The 15,210-nt window shown below is 72.4% G+C and carries 14 protein-coding genes; 6 read left to right on the top strand and 8 right to left on the bottom strand.

Translation table 11 applies throughout. The features are described 5' to 3' along the window. Positions 1-132: 132 nt before the first annotated feature. The 3 genes from phhA to WME97_RS28600 all read right to left on the bottom strand — a co-directional run bounded on the left by phhA (position 133) and on the right by WME97_RS28600 (position 3,631). Entirely contained in the window at positions 133-999 is an 867-nt protein-coding gene (phhA, locus tag WME97_RS28610) for a phenylalanine 4-monooxygenase (protein WP_437542005.1), read from the bottom strand. A gap of 479 nt (positions 1,000-1,478) precedes the next feature. Continuing rightward, positions 1,479-2,441, bottom strand: a complete 963-nt coding sequence (locus WME97_RS28605) for an MBL fold metallo-hydrolase (RefSeq protein WP_437542003.1) — start codon at positions 2,439-2,441, stop codon at positions 1,479-1,481. 218 nt (positions 2,442-2,659) lie between these two features. Then, positions 2,660-3,631, bottom strand: coding sequence for an aldo/keto reductase (locus WME97_RS28600; protein WP_437542001.1), 972 nt, complete (start codon positions 3,629-3,631; stop codon positions 2,660-2,662). Between the two features lie 253 nt (positions 3,632-3,884). Here WME97_RS28600 and WME97_RS28595 point away from each other — a divergent pair, with 253 nt between their 5' ends. Then, positions 3,885-4,454, top strand: a complete 570-nt coding sequence (locus WME97_RS28595) for a hypothetical protein (RefSeq protein ID WP_437541999.1) — start codon at positions 3,885-3,887, stop codon at positions 4,452-4,454. Between the two features lie 54 nt (positions 4,455-4,508). Here WME97_RS28595 and WME97_RS28590 read toward each other — a convergent pair whose 3' ends face one another. After that, entirely contained in the window at positions 4,509-5,489 is a 981-nt protein-coding gene (locus tag WME97_RS28590) for a LysR family transcriptional regulator (protein ID WP_437541997.1), read from the bottom strand. 252 nt (positions 5,490-5,741) lie between these two features. On the opposite strand from WME97_RS28590, the gene WME97_RS28585 reads away from it, so the two are divergent. After that, entirely contained in the window at positions 5,742-6,290 is a 549-nt protein-coding gene (locus WME97_RS28585; protein ID WP_437541995.1) for an ester cyclase, read from the top strand. A 94-nt stretch (positions 6,291-6,384) separates the two neighbouring features. Here WME97_RS28585 and WME97_RS28580 read toward each other — a convergent pair whose 3' ends face one another. Continuing rightward, complete coding sequence (locus WME97_RS28580; RefSeq protein ID WP_437541993.1) at positions 6,385-7,680, bottom strand: hypothetical protein; 1,296 nt, start codon at positions 7,678-7,680, stop codon at positions 6,385-6,387. A 256-nt stretch (positions 7,681-7,936) separates the two neighbouring features. Between WME97_RS28580 and WME97_RS28575 the strand changes: the two genes are divergently transcribed. Continuing rightward, a complete protein-coding gene (locus tag WME97_RS28575) occupies positions 7,937-8,608 on the top strand; it encodes a hypothetical protein (RefSeq protein ID WP_437541991.1) in 672 nt (223 codons plus the stop codon). A gap of 165 nt (positions 8,609-8,773) precedes the next feature. Here WME97_RS28575 and WME97_RS28570 read toward each other — a convergent pair whose 3' ends face one another. Next, positions 8,774-9,517: a formylglycine-generating enzyme family protein gene (locus WME97_RS28570; RefSeq protein WP_437541989.1), complete on the bottom strand. Its 744-nt coding sequence runs from the start codon at positions 9,515-9,517 to the stop codon at positions 8,774-8,776. Between the two features lie 127 nt (positions 9,518-9,644). Here WME97_RS28570 and WME97_RS28565 point away from each other — a divergent pair, with 127 nt between their 5' ends. The 3 genes from WME97_RS28565 (at position 9,645) to WME97_RS28555 (ending at position 13,181) form a co-directional block, all read left to right on the top strand. Then, positions 9,645-10,427, top strand: coding sequence for a hypothetical protein (locus tag WME97_RS28565; protein WP_437541987.1), 783 nt, complete (start codon positions 9,645-9,647; stop codon positions 10,425-10,427). A 168-nt stretch (positions 10,428-10,595) separates the two neighbouring features. Further along, entirely contained in the window at positions 10,596-11,417 is an 822-nt protein-coding gene (locus WME97_RS28560) for a hypothetical protein (RefSeq protein ID WP_437541986.1), read from the top strand. A 669-nt stretch (positions 11,418-12,086) separates the two neighbouring features. Next, entirely contained in the window at positions 12,087-13,181 is a 1,095-nt protein-coding gene (locus tag WME97_RS28555) for an NFACT RNA binding domain-containing protein (protein ID WP_437541984.1), read from the top strand. An 85-nt stretch (positions 13,182-13,266) separates the two neighbouring features. On the opposite strand, the gene WME97_RS28550 is transcribed toward WME97_RS28555, so the two are convergent. Beyond that, the gene (locus tag WME97_RS28550; protein WP_437541982.1) at positions 13,267-13,725 is read right to left on the bottom strand and encodes a tellurite resistance TerB family protein; all 459 of its coding nucleotides are present in this window, start codon (positions 13,723-13,725) and stop codon (positions 13,267-13,269) included. Positions 13,726-13,750: 25 nt separating this feature from the next. Further along, a complete protein-coding gene (locus tag WME97_RS28545; protein WP_437541980.1) occupies positions 13,751-14,530 on the bottom strand; it encodes a sensor histidine kinase in 780 nt (259 codons plus the stop codon). Positions 14,531-15,210: the final 680 nt, after the last annotated feature.

Genomic DNA, 15,210 nt, shown 5'->3' with positions numbered 1-15,210 from the left:
AGACGAGGCGGCAGGCCTCCTCGAATGTCAAGCGTTGCCCCCCGTGGCGCGGCCAGCGAGGCCTCGGGGCTCGATCGAACTCTGAAAGTCGAGTTCTTCAGCCATTTCTTCGAGGTCGAGTAAGGGGATGCCTTATCCCGCCACCCCCTTCGCGAGCGCGTAGGCCTGCGTGCCGCGTGTGTAGATCCGATCCTCCGGCAGCACGTCGGCCGGCGCGATGTCCGTCAGCTGGGCGACCTGTTCGTAGAGGGGCGCGAAGTCGGTCTCGAGCGTCTGGCGGAGAAGATCCTCGAAGCTGTCGATCACGAAATAGCTCTGCTGGTAATCGTCGATTCGATAGCGGGTGCGCATCAGCCGCAGCAGATCGAAGCCGACGCGATTGGGCGAGGGATCGTCGAGCGCAAAGATCGATTCGCCGTGCGAGGAGACGATCCCTGCGCCATAGATGCGCAGGCCCTCTGCGCTCTGTATCAGCCCGAACTCGACCGTGTACCAGTAAAGGCGCGCCAGCCGCTGGATTGCTCCGAGCCCGTTCGCCCGCTGGCCGCCCTGGCCATAGGCCTGCATGTAATCGGCGAAGACGGGGTTCGCCAGCAGGGGGACGTGGCCGAACACGTCGTGGAAGACGTCCGGCTCCTGCAGATAGTCGAGCTGCTCGGGCGTGCGGATGAAGTTGCCGGCGACGAAGCGGCGGTTCGCCAGATGTTCGAAGAACACATCGTCGGGGATCAGGCCCGGCACCGCCACCACCTGCCAGCCGGTCGCATTCATCAGGCGATCGGAGAGCGCGTCGAAGTTCGGGATTCCGCTGTCGCCTAGACGCAACACATCGAGCCCGGCCAGGAACTCGGGCGCGGCGCGGGCCGGGAGTAGCTTGGCCTGCCGATCGAACAGCCGGTCCCACAGCGCGTGCTCGGCCGCGCTGTAGCGCTCCCAACGCTGGGGAATCGTCCAATCCGCTGCCGCGCCTTCGGGCGGGGTGCCGTGTGCATAGCTCATGGTGGGGGAGAATGATGTCCAGACGCTCCGGGGAGAAGGCATCATAGGAACATGGCGTCCGCAAGGGCAATCCTGCTGGTTCCCGCGCCTGCCGACCGTGGCCGCGCAACCGGACACGTCGGAGGAGCTCCGCCGTCGCCTGGTGAGGGTGGCCACCGTGCTCGCGCGCCTCCAGGCGCTTCGCCCCGCTCCGGCAGGAGCGCGACGCGACGCCATGCGAAATACAGCAGGCGGCGCGCCGAACGCCGGCAGGATGGCAAGGACATTGGCTGTCCGTGCGCGCCGGGACGTCGCTTGACCCGGAGCCGTCCTCAGGGGAAACTCTGTGTCCATGACGGCGGGCGGCGCCCCTCTGTGCGCGGCCGAGGCGCCGAGGATCGCCTGCTGCCAGGGACGAAGACGGGCGTGATCTTCGCTTAGCTTAACTTCGCTGCTCGCGACGACAGACTCGTGATGACCGTCATCTTCTTCTGGCTCGCTCAACGTGGCCGGCGCGCGAGCTGGGCCATGAGGCCGAAGAGCTCGACCGGGCCCGGCGAGGGGAGCTTCCCGCCGCTGAACTCGCGGTAGAGCGTGTGCACGTTGACCACGATGCGCTCGGCGTCGCTCCAGCTCGCGTAGTCGGCGAGCGCGATGTCGCGGGCGGCGTCCGCCGCGGGCATGCCGGCGTCGTAGCGGCGCCGGGCCTCGTCGCGGATGTACACGAGGTAGTCGCGGACGGCGCGCACACCCGCGCGATCGGTGATGGGGCCGTGTCCAGGCACGATGACGTCGACGTCGGCCGCGAGGAGGATGTCGCAGGCCTTGAGCCAGTTGCCGACGGGCCCTGCCCACATGATCGGCGTCGCGTCGATGAAGAGGACGTCTCCCGTGTAGATCACCCGGTCCGCCGGCACGTGCACGAGCAGATCGCCCTTCGTGTGCGAGGGGCCCACCTCGATGAGGCGGACCTCCTTGCCCCCGACCGCGACGGTCAGCTCCCCGTCGAACACCCGGGTCGGCGGCGTGGGGGCGATCCCGTCGAAGTCGAAGGCGCCGAAGCAGTGGACGAGGTACTCGCCCAGCGCGCCCGCGGCGCCGCTGCGCGCCTGGCGCATCAGCATGGCCAGCATCGGCGCGGGGACCTCGTCCATCTCGGCGGCGCCGGCGCGCGTGGCGATGATGGTCGCGCCCTCGACGAGCGCGTTGCCGTAGCAATGGTCGCCGTTCGCGTGGGTGTTCACGACGGTGCCTATCCGCGCCGCGGCGGGGGCCGCCGCGCGCATGGCGTCGAGCATCTCGCGCGTGCGCTTCAGGTCGAAGAGCGTGTCGACGAGCAGGGCCTCGCCGTCCGAGGTGACGAGCCCCGCGTTGCTGAGGCCCCAGGTTCCGGCCGGCTGGAGATAGGCAAAGCAGCCATTGCCGATGTCCTCCAGCCCTTGCTCATACCGCCATCGGCCCATATCGATCCCCTTGTGCCCGAGCGTCTCTTGACGCGTCTCGGGACCTCGGAGCGTAGGCCACCCGCTCGACGCCATGGAATCGAAATCGCTCCGTCCCGCGGCGCGATTCCTGAGGAAGGCGCAGGCGTGGCGCCCGGGTGGAGGCGAGCCGGCTGGATGGCGCCGGCGGCGAGCGCCGCGCGCTGCGGCGCCGGCGGCGGGCGCCGCGCAGGGCGGCACTACCAGGCGTAGGCTTCCGGCGCTTCGCCGCCGGGGCCGGGGAACATCGCGTCGAGCCGCCCGAGGTGCTCCGGCGTCAGCGTGATCTCGAGGGCGCGCAGGCTCCCGTCGAGCTGCTCGGCGGTGCGCGGACCCAGGATGGGCGACGTCACGACGGGGTTCCGGAGCAGCCAGGCCACGGCCACGTCGGCGGGCCGCTCTCCGATCTCGGCGCAGAACGCCTCGTACGCCTCCAGCTTGGCGCGGTTCTTGTCGATGCGCGCCTGCGCATCGGCGGAGGAGCGCCGGCCCTCGCGCGCCTTCTGGAGGACGCCGCCGAGCAGCCCGCCGGCGAGCGGGCTCCAGGGCAGGACGGCGAGGCCGAGCGCGCGGCACGCGGGCAGGACCTCCAGCTCGACGGTGCGCGCGTTGAGGTTGTACAGGCTCTGCTCCGAGACGAGCCCGAGGAAGTGCCGCTGCGCGGCGAGGCCGTTCGCGTGCGCGATCTGCCATCCAGCGAAGTTGCTGCTGCCGACATAGAGGACCTTCCCCTCGCGGACGAGCTGCTCCATCGCCTGCCAGATCTCGTCCCAGGGCGTCTCGCGGTCGATGTGGTGCATCTGGTAGAGGTCGATATGGTCTGTCTGCAGGCGGCGCAGGCTCGCCTCGCAGGCGCGCCGGATGTGATAGGCCGAGAGCCTCCTGTCGTTGGGCCCTTCGCCCATGAGGCCGTAGACCTTCGTGGCGAGCACGATGCGGTCCCGGCGCCCGTCGCCCTGGGCGAGCCAGCGCCCGACGATCTGCTCGGTGATCCCCTCTCCGCGCTTCCGCCCGTAGACGTTGGCTGTGTCGAAGAAGTTGATCCCGTGTCCGAGCGCTCGGTCCATGATGGCGAAGCTGTCGGGCTCGCTGGTCTCCGGGCCGAAGTTCATCGTGCCGAGGCAGAGGGGGCTGACCTTCAGGCCGGTGCGTCCGAGATTGCGGTAGTCCATGGCGCCGGAGGGTAGCAACGCGCTCCGTGGGCCGTCCACGCCCCAGGGCGGAACGCGTCGTAGGGATTCGCCGGAGTCGCGCCGTCATGAGCCGGCCCGGCGGGCGGCGGCGCCGAGCGCGCGACAGGCGCCGCGCGCCGCGCCGGAGACCTCGTCGCGGGGTGGCGGCGGCGCGGATCCAGCGCGGAGGGCCGCTTCCTTGATGCGCAACGGTGCTTCACTTATGCTCGCTCGCCGGGGCGAGGAGACGACCATGTGGCAGCAGGAAGACACGGAGATCGCGCACGCCGAGAGCGTCCACGACGAGGCGCGGGGCATGCGCGGCGTCCGGTTCGTCATCGATATTGGGAACATCGACCCGTTCGACGCCGCCGCCGTGTGGTGGGATCAGCAGGGCTGCGCGCGGGAGCTCTTCCCCGGGACCGGGTGCGAGATGCAGTCGGGATCGTTCCATGAGTCGCGCTTCGTCGTCCGGATGAGCGTGCCTCTCCCGGGCGTTGGGCACTTCACGCAGACGTTGCGCTTCTCCGCGGAGCGCGCCTCGCCCGAGGTCTTCGTGATCGTCGTCGATGCGTTCGAGGAGAACGTGCTGTGGACGCGGGGGCTCGGGACTTACCGCTTCTCGCCGGGCTCGGGGGGCACGACGCTGATCGAGGTGACGAGCCTGTATGCGCCCAAGGTGCCGATCATCGTCCTGAATCAGGCGTCGCTGGCGGCGGCCCGCGCGCACCAGCGGCGCTACCTCTCGGGCCGGCGCCCGACGGACGAGGAGAGAGCGCAGTTCCTGTCGGCGATCGGCGCCGGCCCGCAGGCCGACGCCTGAAGCGCGCCGCGCGTCTCGGCAGCGGCCCCTCCTTGCCCGCCGCGGGGGGGCTCCTCAGGCGCGTTGCTTGCCACGCGCCGATGGCGGCGGTGAAGGCGATGACGGCGGCCCCGATTGCGGCGTCGAGGCGGCCAGCACCGCGGCCTCGTGCGCGGCGAAGCGCTGCTGGAGGAAGTCGACGAACAGCCGCGCCCTCGCGGGCAGGAAGCGCCGGCTGGGGTAGATGACGTTCAAGGCCGAGCCCGGCGCGGGCAGGTCGGTGAGCAGCGGGACGAGGCGCCCGGCGTCGATGTCGGCGGCGACGTCCCAGATCGACTTGAAGGCGAGGCCATGGCCGGCGACGGCCCAGTCGCGCACCAGGTCGCCGCTGTCGGCCACGAGCCGCCCTGAGGGCCGGACGGTGTGGAGCCCTTGCTCGGTGCGGAAGGTCCACGAGAGGGCGCGCATGCCCGGGCGCTGCAGCACGATGCACTCGTGGCCGGCCAGGTCTGCGATCGTGCGCGGCCGCCCGCGCCGCGACAGGTAGGCCGGCGCGCCGCAGACCACGCGCCGGCTCCGGGCCAGCCGGCGCGAGACGAGGCGGGAGTCGGCCAGCGCGCCGATGCGCACGGCCACGTCGACGCCGGCCTCGAACAGGTCCACCACGCGGTCCGACAGGCTGACGCGCACGCTGAGCCGCGGGTGCGCCGCCGCGAAGTCGGCCGCGGCCGGCCCCACCCACTGGCGGCCGAGATCCACGGGCGCCGACACGCGGAGGACGCCGCGCGCCTCGGCCTTTCCGGCGGTCACCGCGAGCTCGGCCTCGCTCACGTCGGCGAGGATGGACATGCAGCGCTCGTGGTAGGTCGCGCCCTCGCTGGTCAGCGTGAGCCGCCGCGAGCTGCGCTGGAGGAGGCGCACGCCGAGCGCCGCCTCCAGCCGCGTCATGCGCTTGCTCGCCACCGCCGGCGAGAACCCGAGCTCGCGCCCCGCCGCCGACAGGCTGCCGCTCGCGACCGCGCACACGAACAGCTGCATGTCCTCGAGCTCGACCATCGCGCGCGCCCTCGGCGAACCCCGGGAGGGTAGGCGCGCCGGCGAACATCTTCAACTTTCTCGAAAAGCTGGTTCGGCCAGTGCGCTCGTTCTCCTCCGTGGAGGAAAGGATCAAGGTGTCCGTGTCGCCGCGCCGGTGCGGGCCCAGGGCCCGCCGCGCTCGACGCTGCGCCCCGCCGTGCCGGCGGCGCCTCCGGTCGGCGCGTGCGCGCTGACCGGCTGCCCGAGATCGCCGTTCGAAGGAGACACGTCATGAGAAAGCCCTTGTTGATCAGCGCCCTCTCCCTCTCGCTCTTCGCCGCCGCGAGCGCCTGCCATGTGCAGGGCGCCGGCGCGGAGGACCTGCCCTCGCCGCGGTCGATGGTCGTCGACGCGAGCCTGCCCAGGGCGCAGGCGGACGCGGAGATCCTCGCGGCGCGCCGCTTTTACGCGTTCTGGGGCACCGGCGACACGCGCTACCTCGACGCGGCGATCGCGCCGACGTTCACCGATCGCACCTTGCCCGAGGGGCGCCCGCAGGGCCCCGAGGGCCCGGCGTTCGCGTCGAAGAGCTTCCGCGCCGCGGTGCCGGACCTGAGCTGCGAGGTGGAGCAGCTGATCGTCGCCGGCGATCGCGTGGTGGCGCACCTGCGCTTTCGAGGCCACTTCACCGGCGCCTTCGGCGAAAGGAAGGGCGCCGGGCAGGCCGTGGACTTCATCGCCACGGACATCCTGCGCGTGCAGGACGGTCGCATCACCGACAACTGGCACATCGAGGACAACCTGACGCTGTTCCAGCAGCTCGGCGTCGTGGCGCAGTGACCGCCGACGGGGGGCGGAGCGGGCCAGGGGAATCTCGTCACATCGTGGCACGACCATCGTTGCAGCTTCGCCGGGAGCGCGATCGGCGCGCGGCTCACTTGGCCAGCTTGATCACCGACGCTGGCCGCTCGTCGGTGGCCCAGGTCGTCCAGTAGAGAGCGCCGCAGTCCTGAGCGAGATCTCGGATGTCCGCGCTGTCGGCGAGCGGCTCCGGCGCGCCGCCCGAGGCGCGCACCCGCTGGAGCTGCCCCTCGCGGCTGTACCAGTAAACAAAGGTGGAGTCTGCCAGCAGGCGCGTGGGGAAGTCCGTCGCCACGAGCGCACCTGCGTCGGTACCGTCCTTGTTCGCGGCGTAGATGGCGTAGCCGCTGATCCAGAAGATCCGCTCGCCGACCGCGATGTCTCCGGGGAGATCGCCGTCGTGGATGGGGATCGACGCGACGATCTCGGTCTGGCCGGGCTCCCCGAGGGCCATCCGCCGAACGGTGCTGTGTGTCCCGCCGGGCTCAAGCTCGGTCCAGTAGAGATGGGTGGCGTCGAGCGCGAGGCCTCCGACGTACGTGTCCCGGTCGAAGACGGAGAGGCCTGTCTGATCGGTCGCGTCGACCCGCGCCGCCCAGATGCGCTTCGGCACATCGCGCGCGTCGGGGTCCTGCTCCGGGTCCTCGATCACGCCGGTGATCCAGTAGACCCAGCCGCCGCCGGCCACGGGCCGCCGGTAGCCCGCCGCTCCCTGAGCGCTGGCGACCGTCGAGACGGTGACGTTCCCCGTGAGCGGCATCCGGTACACGTCCGGCTCGGTCTCATCGGTGATGAGCAGCGAGCTCTCCGAGCGCGCGAGCAGGGTCGCGAGCGAGTCGAGGACCATCAGCGGCTCGGTCGAGCCGGAAGCCGCCTTCTCGGTCGCGAAGATCGTGCTGCCGTAGCCGCTCGCCCAGAGCACGCGCCCATCGTCCCCGTCCCCATCCACAACGAGGCCGATCGCCTCGTGCTCCTCGTCGTTGGCCGTGGCGAGGACGACCGGCAGACACCTGCCCTCCTCGCAGGCGCCGCCGAGGCAGCTCCTGCCGGGCACACAGCAGTTCTCCGGATCGGAGAGGTAATCGTTGTCGCCGTCGGCGGCCTGGCACGCGCCCGGCGCGCGCCCTGTGAACGGCTCGATCGGGCACTCCGCGGAGGGCCCGCCGGCCGCGCCGCTCCCGCCCCCGCCGGCCCCCGAGCCTGCGCTTGCGGTGGCCCCTGCGCCCCCTGAGCTGCCCGAGCTCCCCGCGCCGCCTGCCGCGGGATCACCGCTGGCTTCTCCGTCGGGGATCCCCCAGATCGCGTTGCAGCCGAGCGCCGTGCTCAGGGCGGCGCACGCCGCCAGGCCGGTCCAATGGGTTTGTCGCATCGCGGTACTCTAGCGCCGCGTGCTTTCGGTGGAGAAGCCGGACGCGCGCGCGATGTCGGTTTCTGATCGACACGCGTCGACTCCCGTCGGCGGGCAGACGCTCAATGCGACAGCCCCGCTGCCACGGTTGGAATTTGGTGACCACCTCGTCCACCATCGCGCGATTGCGTCGCGTGCGGCCGCATGCTTTCTAGTCTCTTCGTGAATCGCTCGCGCGGCGAGCGCCGCGTGACCAACACCATCCTGAAGAGGTACCTTGCTTTATCACAACAACTCGCTTCGATGGGTTCTTTGCCTGGCTCTCGGGCTCTCGGCGGCGGCGTGCTCCGATGACGATTCCTCGGGCACCGGCGGCGGTGCCGCCTCCAGCACGACCGGCAGCGGCGGCGGCTCCAGCCAGGGCGGCGGCGGCGCTGGCGAGGGCGGCAGTGCGGCCGGCGCGGGGGGAGAGGGCGGCGGCGGTGCGCCGGCTGGCACCGGGGGCGAGGGCGGCGGCGGCGGCGCGGCCGGCACCGGAGGAGAGGGCGGCGGCGGCGCGGCCGGCACCGGGGGCGAGGGCGGCGGCGCGCCTCCGAGCGATCCCGCCTGCAGCGCGGACACCGCGGCGTTCGCCGACGTGGAGCCCATCCTGACGAGGAGCTGCGCGAACCAGTACTGCCACGGCAGCGCCGGCGCGCCGTCCGGCGGGCTCGACCTCCGCGCGAGCGCGGCCGCCGGCAAGCTCGTCGATCGGGACAGCGCGTCCTGCTCCCGCGAGCAGGCGCTCGTCGTGCCGTTCAAGCCGAGCAGCAGCTATCTCATGAACAAGCTGAAGGATGTCGACCTGTGCGACCCTGACGAGAGCAGGATGCCGCCCGGCGGGCCGCTGCCCGAGGCCGATATCAAGAAGATCAACGACTGGATCTGCGCCGGCGCTCCCGCCCGCTGAGCGCTGCCTCGTCAAGATCGTCGATGCGACCGCGCCTGCCGGCACACGCCGATCGCTGGCAAACCGGCACTGCGATGAGGTGAGTTGCTCGGCGGTGGTGGTATCTCCGCTCTGTGCCCTCGGGCAACCGATTCTCTCGCCGATTCGCCCTCGGCGGACCCTGTGTTACGGCCCTGGCCGCGGATCCTTGCAGCAGCGAAACCCGATTTCGTAGAACCGGAACATCGGTCCATGCGAGTCGTTGGTCCCCCGGCACCCCGCCCACGGCTTGGACCAGTAGCCGCCCTTCAGCGACGAGCGGTGTGGCCACTCGGGGCGCGAGGTCGACACCCACTCTTCGACGTTGCCGACCAGGTCGACCACGCCGTACGGGCTCACGCACGCTGGATACGAGCCCGACGGCTCCCCCTGCCAGAGCCGCTGCGTCTCGGCGGCCCGCACCGCCGGGTCGTCGGACGCCAGCCGCCGCTCGCTGATCCCTCGGTACGGCTTGCTGACGTTGCAGGCGGCCGGATCGTGCGCGTGACCGTAGGGGAAGGGGAGCGCGGACGGCCCCTCGCAGGCGAGCTCCCACTCGAACTCGGTGCAGAGGCGCTTGCCGACGGCGGCGCACTCCCGCTCGGCCTCGATGAAGCGGAGCATCACGACCGGCAGCGCGCCGGCCCGGTTCGGCCACTCGTGGCGGTCCATGCACGTGCGCACCGGCGTGAAGCGCGGCTCGGCGGCGAACAGGCCGGGGAAGAAGCCGAAGCAGTGGCCGCCGCGGTAGCTCGTGCAGATCCGCTGCACGTTCTCGGCGTGGGTGCCCTCGACGAGCACCATGTCGGACGGGCAGGACGCCGTGGGTCCGGGCCGGGGCGGCGCGTCGGCCTGGGCGAGCAGCGGGGCGAGCAGGAGGTCGAGGAGCACGCGGCGGGTCTCTATCGCAAAGCCGCGCGGCGGACGAGAGGCCGCGCGGCGGCTCGCCTCGATTCGCGCCCGTCGCGCCCGTGCCGCGCTCGCGCTCGGGCGCCCACCTGGGGTACTCTCGCGGTCTATGCGAATGGCGCTGCTCAGGATGCGCGCCGCTGCGCTCGCCGCCCTGGCGTGGGGGAGCGCTTGCGGTGGCAACGTGGTGGTCGACGGGATGCCGGACGGGTCAGGAGGCGCCGGGGCGACGAGCTCCAGCGCGGTCAGCACGGGCGCGTTCGGCTCCAGCGCGATCAGCACGGGCGTGGGCGGTTCCAGCGCGATCAGCACGGGCGTGGGCGGTTCCACCTCGGTGACCGTCGGCGGAGGCGGCTTCACCGCGGTCAGCAGCAGCGCGACCTGGATGGCCACGTCGGGGACAGCGAGCGCCTCCACCGGGGCGGGCGGCGGCGATGCCTGGTCGTCGTGCATGAAGTTCTGCGAGACCTATTCGGATGCCTGCGAGCAGGTGGAGCCGGGGCAGTGCGAGGGGTTCTGTAAGGGGTATGTGAACGAGGCGCCCCAGTGCAACGAGCCGCTCGCCCTGTTCTTCGAGTGCGCGACGAACGCCAGCATCGACTGCGACTTCGTTCCGCAACGGTGCCGGCCGTTCCTGGTCGAGTACGACGCGTGCCGGGACAGCAGCGGCTGCACGCCGCTCGAGTGCTTCGCCGATCGCAACCGGACCTGCTCCTGCAAGGGCTCGTGCCCGAACGCGGGGTTCGCGGTCGAGTGCCGCCCCGACATGCGCAACGGGATCCTCTGCTCCTGCTTCGTCAACGGCGAGGAGGTGGCCACGTGCCAGGATGTCGGCCCGGCGTGCGACCTCGCCCACGGCTGTTGCGAGCCGATCTTCGACGGGTTTCGCTGAGGGGCGCCCGCGGCGTTCGCCGCGGAGGGCCAGCCAGGGAGCGCGGCGCAGGGCGGAGCGCTCGCCGAGACGAGCGCGCGCTGCGCGGGGGCGCGGATCGACGCTGCGCTCGCGCCCGGGCGCGCTCCTGGGGTACTCTTGCGGTCCATGCGAATGACGATGCTCAGGATGCGTACCGCTGCGCTCGCCGCCCTGGCGTGGGGGAGCGCGTGCGGTGGCAACGTCGTCGTCGATGGGATGCCCGACGGGTCAGGAGGCGCCGGGGTGACGAGCTCCAGCGCGATCGGCTCCAGCGCGATCAGCACGGGTACGGTCGTCGTAAGCGCGGTGAGCGTCGGCGTCGGGGGCACCAGCGTGGGCGGCTCCGGCGTGGGCGGTTCCACCGGGGTGACCGTCGGCGGAGGCGGCTCCAGCGCGGTCGGCGCCGGCGTGGGTGGCACCGGCGGGAACGGCTCCAGCGCGGTCAGCTCCAGCGCGACCTGGATGGCCACGTCGGGGACCGCGAGCGCCTCCACCGGGGCGGGCGGCGGCGAGGCCTGGTCGGCGTGCGTGCGCTTCTGCGAGCGCTACGAGGAGGCGTGCGGGGTGTTGGCGCCGGGCGGCTGCGGGACGATGTGTGACTACGACCTGGCCCAGGCGCCCCAGTGCAACGATCTGCTCATCCCGTACTTCGACTGCCTGACGAACGGCAGGTCCGACTGCGATCTCGTCGGGCCCCGGTGCCAGCGGTCCCTGGACGAGTACGACAGGTGCGCGAACGGCGGCGGCTGCCCGCGGATCGAGTGCGCAGGCGATCCCGGCGGGGCCTGCAGTTGCAAGGGCGCGTGCCGGGGCGTGGTCGTCGCGGCCGAGTGCCGCACCCAGAGCTCCGGCAGGACGCTCTGCTCCTGCTTCGTCAACGGTGAAGAGGTGGCCTCGTGCGAGGACCGCGGCGGGACGTGCGAGCTCGGGCGTCGTTGCTGCGGGCCGTACTTCGAAGCGTTGCGCTGAGGGGCACGAGCGGGGTTCGCCATGGAGGACCACACGGGGGGCGCGGCGCAGGGTGGGGCGCTCGCCGAGGCGCTCGCGCGCTGCGTGGGGGCGCGGATCGACGCGGCGCACGCGAACCCGGCGACGGGGCTCGTCGCGCTCGCCGTCTACGACGGGACGCGGCGCGCGCTCGGCGCCGGCATCGGGCCGCGCGTTTCAGGGGTAGGGATCCTGCCGAGGCTGCCCCGGCTCCGCGCCGGCACGTCGCACCCGCTCGTCGCCGCCATGAGGGCGCACCTGGTCGGCCGCCGCGTGCTGGCGATCGAGGTGCGGGGCGACGGCATCGTGATCGTCGCGGGGGATGATGATGCGGTCATGGTGGAAAATGACCGAGAGGGTGCAGAGGACGCACCCAGGTTGGGGTTGGCCGCGCCCGAACCCGGGTTGAGGCCGGCGGCAGTTCCCCAACCCGGGTTGAGGCCGGCGGCAGTTCCCCAACCCGGGTTGGGGGCGGCGGCGGCACCGAGGTTGGGGTTGGCCGAACCCGGGTTGAGGCCGGCGGCAGTTCCCGAACCCGGGTTGGGGCCGGCGGTGCCCCCACCCAGGTTGGGGTTGGCCGCGCCCGAACCCGGGTTGGGGCCGGCGGCTGCACCCGAACCCGGGTTGGGGCCGGCGGCGCCTCCACCCAGGTTGGGATCGTCCCCGGGGGCGCGGCTGGAGCTCACGCCGGGACGCCGCGGCGAGGCGCGGCTGCTCGACGCCGCCGGCCACCTGATCCTCCGCTGGCCGCCCCAGGGGGGCGCCCCGCAGGCGGCGGTCGCTTACCCGGCGGATCCGCTGGCCGCCGGCGCGGCGCTCGTCGAGGCGAGCGACGACGCCGCCGCCGGGCAGGAGAAGGCGGCGCTCGCGCGCGCCGTGAAGGCGCGGCGCGCGGCGCTCGAGCGCAGGGCCGAGGCGGTGCGCGGCGATCTCGGGCGGCTGGGCAGCGTCGCGCGCCTGCAGAAGACGGGGCAGCTCCTGCTCGCGCAGGGCGCCCGTGTGCCGCGAGGCGCCGCGAAGGCGCTCCTCGACGACTGGGAGACCGGCGGCACGATCGAGGTCGCGCTCGACCCGTCGCGCCCCGCCAAGGCGCAGGCCGAGGCCTTCTTCGCCAGGGCGCGGCGCTACCAGCGCGGCGAGGCGGTGATGCGCGCGCGCCTCGCCGAGACCGAGCGCGCCCTCTCGGCGATCGCCGCGCTCGAGGCGGACGTCGCCGCGGCGGAGGCGCGGCCCGAGTCGCTCGAGCCGCTCGCGCAGCGCGCCCGCTCCCTCGGCGTCTCGCGCGCGGAGCTCGCCGGCGAGCCCGGGACGTCCGGCGCCCGCGCCCTCCGGGCCGGGCGGCCCGCGCCGCGGCGGCCGTTCCACGCCTACCGCAGCGCGTCCGGCGCGGCGATCCTCGTCGGCCGAAGCGCCGAGGACAACGACGCGCTCACGACGAAGCACGCGCGGCCGCACGACCTCTGGCTTCATGCGAAGGGCGTCACGGGCTCGCACGTCGTCGTGCCGCTCGCGAAGGGGGCGAGCTGCCCCGCGGACGTGCTGGTGGACGCCGCGACCCTGGCGGCGCACTTCAGCGACGCGCGCGGCGAGGCGGTGTGCGAGGTGAGCTACGTCCAGCGCCGCTACGTGCGCAAGCCGCGCGGCGCGGCCCCGGGCGCGGTGGTCTTCGACCGGGAGAAGGTCATCGCCGTCCGCATCGAGGGCGATCGCCTCTCGCGGCTGCTCGCGACCAAGGAAGAGGGCTGACGCCGCGCACGGCCGGCGGCGGCCACGCCCGGCGGCGCAGCTCTTCGCCCGCCGCCGGAGCCCGCGCCGCCGGTGGAGGCCGCCGTCAGGTCGCGAACGCCGCCCGGACCTGCTCGTTCAGCTGATCGAGCCGGCGCCCGGGGAGCTCGGCCGCGCGGGCGAGCGACTCGATGACCGCGCGCTCCGCGTCGGAGATGCCCTCGCTCGCGTGGGCGACCGCCAGCGCGATGATGATGCCCTCCTCCACCGCGTCGCAGTCCATGAGGATCTCCGCGAGCAGGCGCACCCGCGGCTCGACGCCCGCCGCGGCGATCACCTTCAGGCTCGCCTCGATGAGGTAGCGGACGAGCTCGGCGTTGAGCTGGGCGCCGAGCATCGGCTCGATGAGCTGGCGCAGGGCGTCGATCTCCTCGGCGTCGACGGTGCCGTCGGCGTTCGCCACGAGCGCGCCGAGGTCGACGATCGGGGTCGGGTTGTACTCGTTGAGATCGAAGCGGGCGCGGAGCAATCCGGCCGCCTGCTGGACCAGCTCGGGAGGCTTCATGTCTCCACCGCCCCGGCGATTCGCCTCATGACTCACCACCTTTCGGGCCGCGGCGCCGCACCGTCTCGGATTCGCTGAGGCCGAGGCAGAGCTGCGCCCGGAGCGCGCGCAGCCGCGCGAGCACCTCGGCCGAGGCCGACTCGGCCTCGGCCCGCTCGATGGTCGCGTCGAGCGTCGCGAGCCTGCCTGTCTGGAGCGCCTTGAGCGAGTAGGTCATCTGCACGAACGTGTCGAACAGGTCCCCGAGCTCATCGCCCTTTCGCAGCCCCTCTCCGATGGTGAGCCGCGTCGTGCCGACCTGGCGGCAGAGGCGCTTCAGCTGGTGGACCGGCCCCACGATGCGCTGGGTGATGAAGACCCCGAGCACGCCGAGGACGGCGAGGAGGAACGCGCCGCCGCCGACGAGGACGCCGAGGAGGCGACCTTGCAGCGCCTCGACGTCGGCGCGCCGCCTGGCGACCTCTGCCAGGTTGCGCTCGTACTCACGGTTCGTCTTCTCGAGCTCCTCGTCGAGGGTGCTGCCGAGGTCGGCGCCGTCGCCGCCCAGGGCGGCGGTGCTCATCTTGAGGATCTTGGCGCTGTTCGCCGCCTCTTTGAGCGCGAGCTCCGCCTGGGTCGCCGCGTAACGCGCCTGTTCGTTCGCGACGCTCGCGGTCTGCCAGATGACGAGTCCGAGCGCCACCATGACGGCGAGCACCACCGAGACCAGGAGCCCGGTGTATTTGAGCTGGAATCGCGGGTTCAGGAGCAGCTTGCGGCGGGATGCCGGGCGGGCCGTGGCGCGATCCTGGGCAGGTGAGGTCATGAGGGCTCGTCAGCGGGCGCGCGGCATCGCCGCGTGTCCAGGATAGACCAGGAGCGGGCCGCGCCGGTGCGACCCCCCACGAAAACGCACTGCGGTCTCCGTGGTACAGCATTCCGTGCGCCGGTCGCAAGGCCCAATCCGCGGGCGGGGCTCCGGCGCGGTTTGCGGCTCGTGAGGGCCATGAGGCCGCGGCGCTGGTCGTCCGGGACCGGCGCGGCACCGCCGCAGCGGCGCGCGTGATGGCGGCGCACGCGGCTGGGGCATCGTGTGCGCGCCTGTCGGGCCCAGTCGGGGCACAGGAGGTCGTCGGCGTCGCGCGAGGCGTCGTTCGGATTTGCCGAGCTCAGGGAGAGCAGCGGCACGGGCGCCCGGTGACTCTCGATCTCATCGTCATGAGCGATGAGAACAACGGCGGCTCAAAGGGGGTGTTCTTTCCGGCACCCGAGGCGCTGCCGCGTGACCCCACGGCCTTCCGTCGCTAGCACCAAACGCCATCGATCCCATCGGAGCGTTCTCCGACGACTTCCGCCTCAACGCATGATCGTCGCCTGAGCCTCGCTGCTGCAGGCTTTGGTCGCTGTGGGATGCTCGTCGTGGGAGGGCATCATGACGACGGACACGGTGACGACACAGGCGAGGGAGGCGCCGCGGCAGGCGTGGGTACGCTGACAGCAACTCGA

Origin of the sequence: Sorangium sp. So ce367 (genome assembly GCF_051520455.1) — a bacterium.
GTDB lineage: Bacteria > Myxococcota_A > Polyangia > Polyangiales > Polyangiaceae > Sorangium > Sorangium cellulosum_B.
Note: the sequence above shows the minus strand (reverse complement) of the source record. Positions and strands in the feature narration are given on the sequence as shown.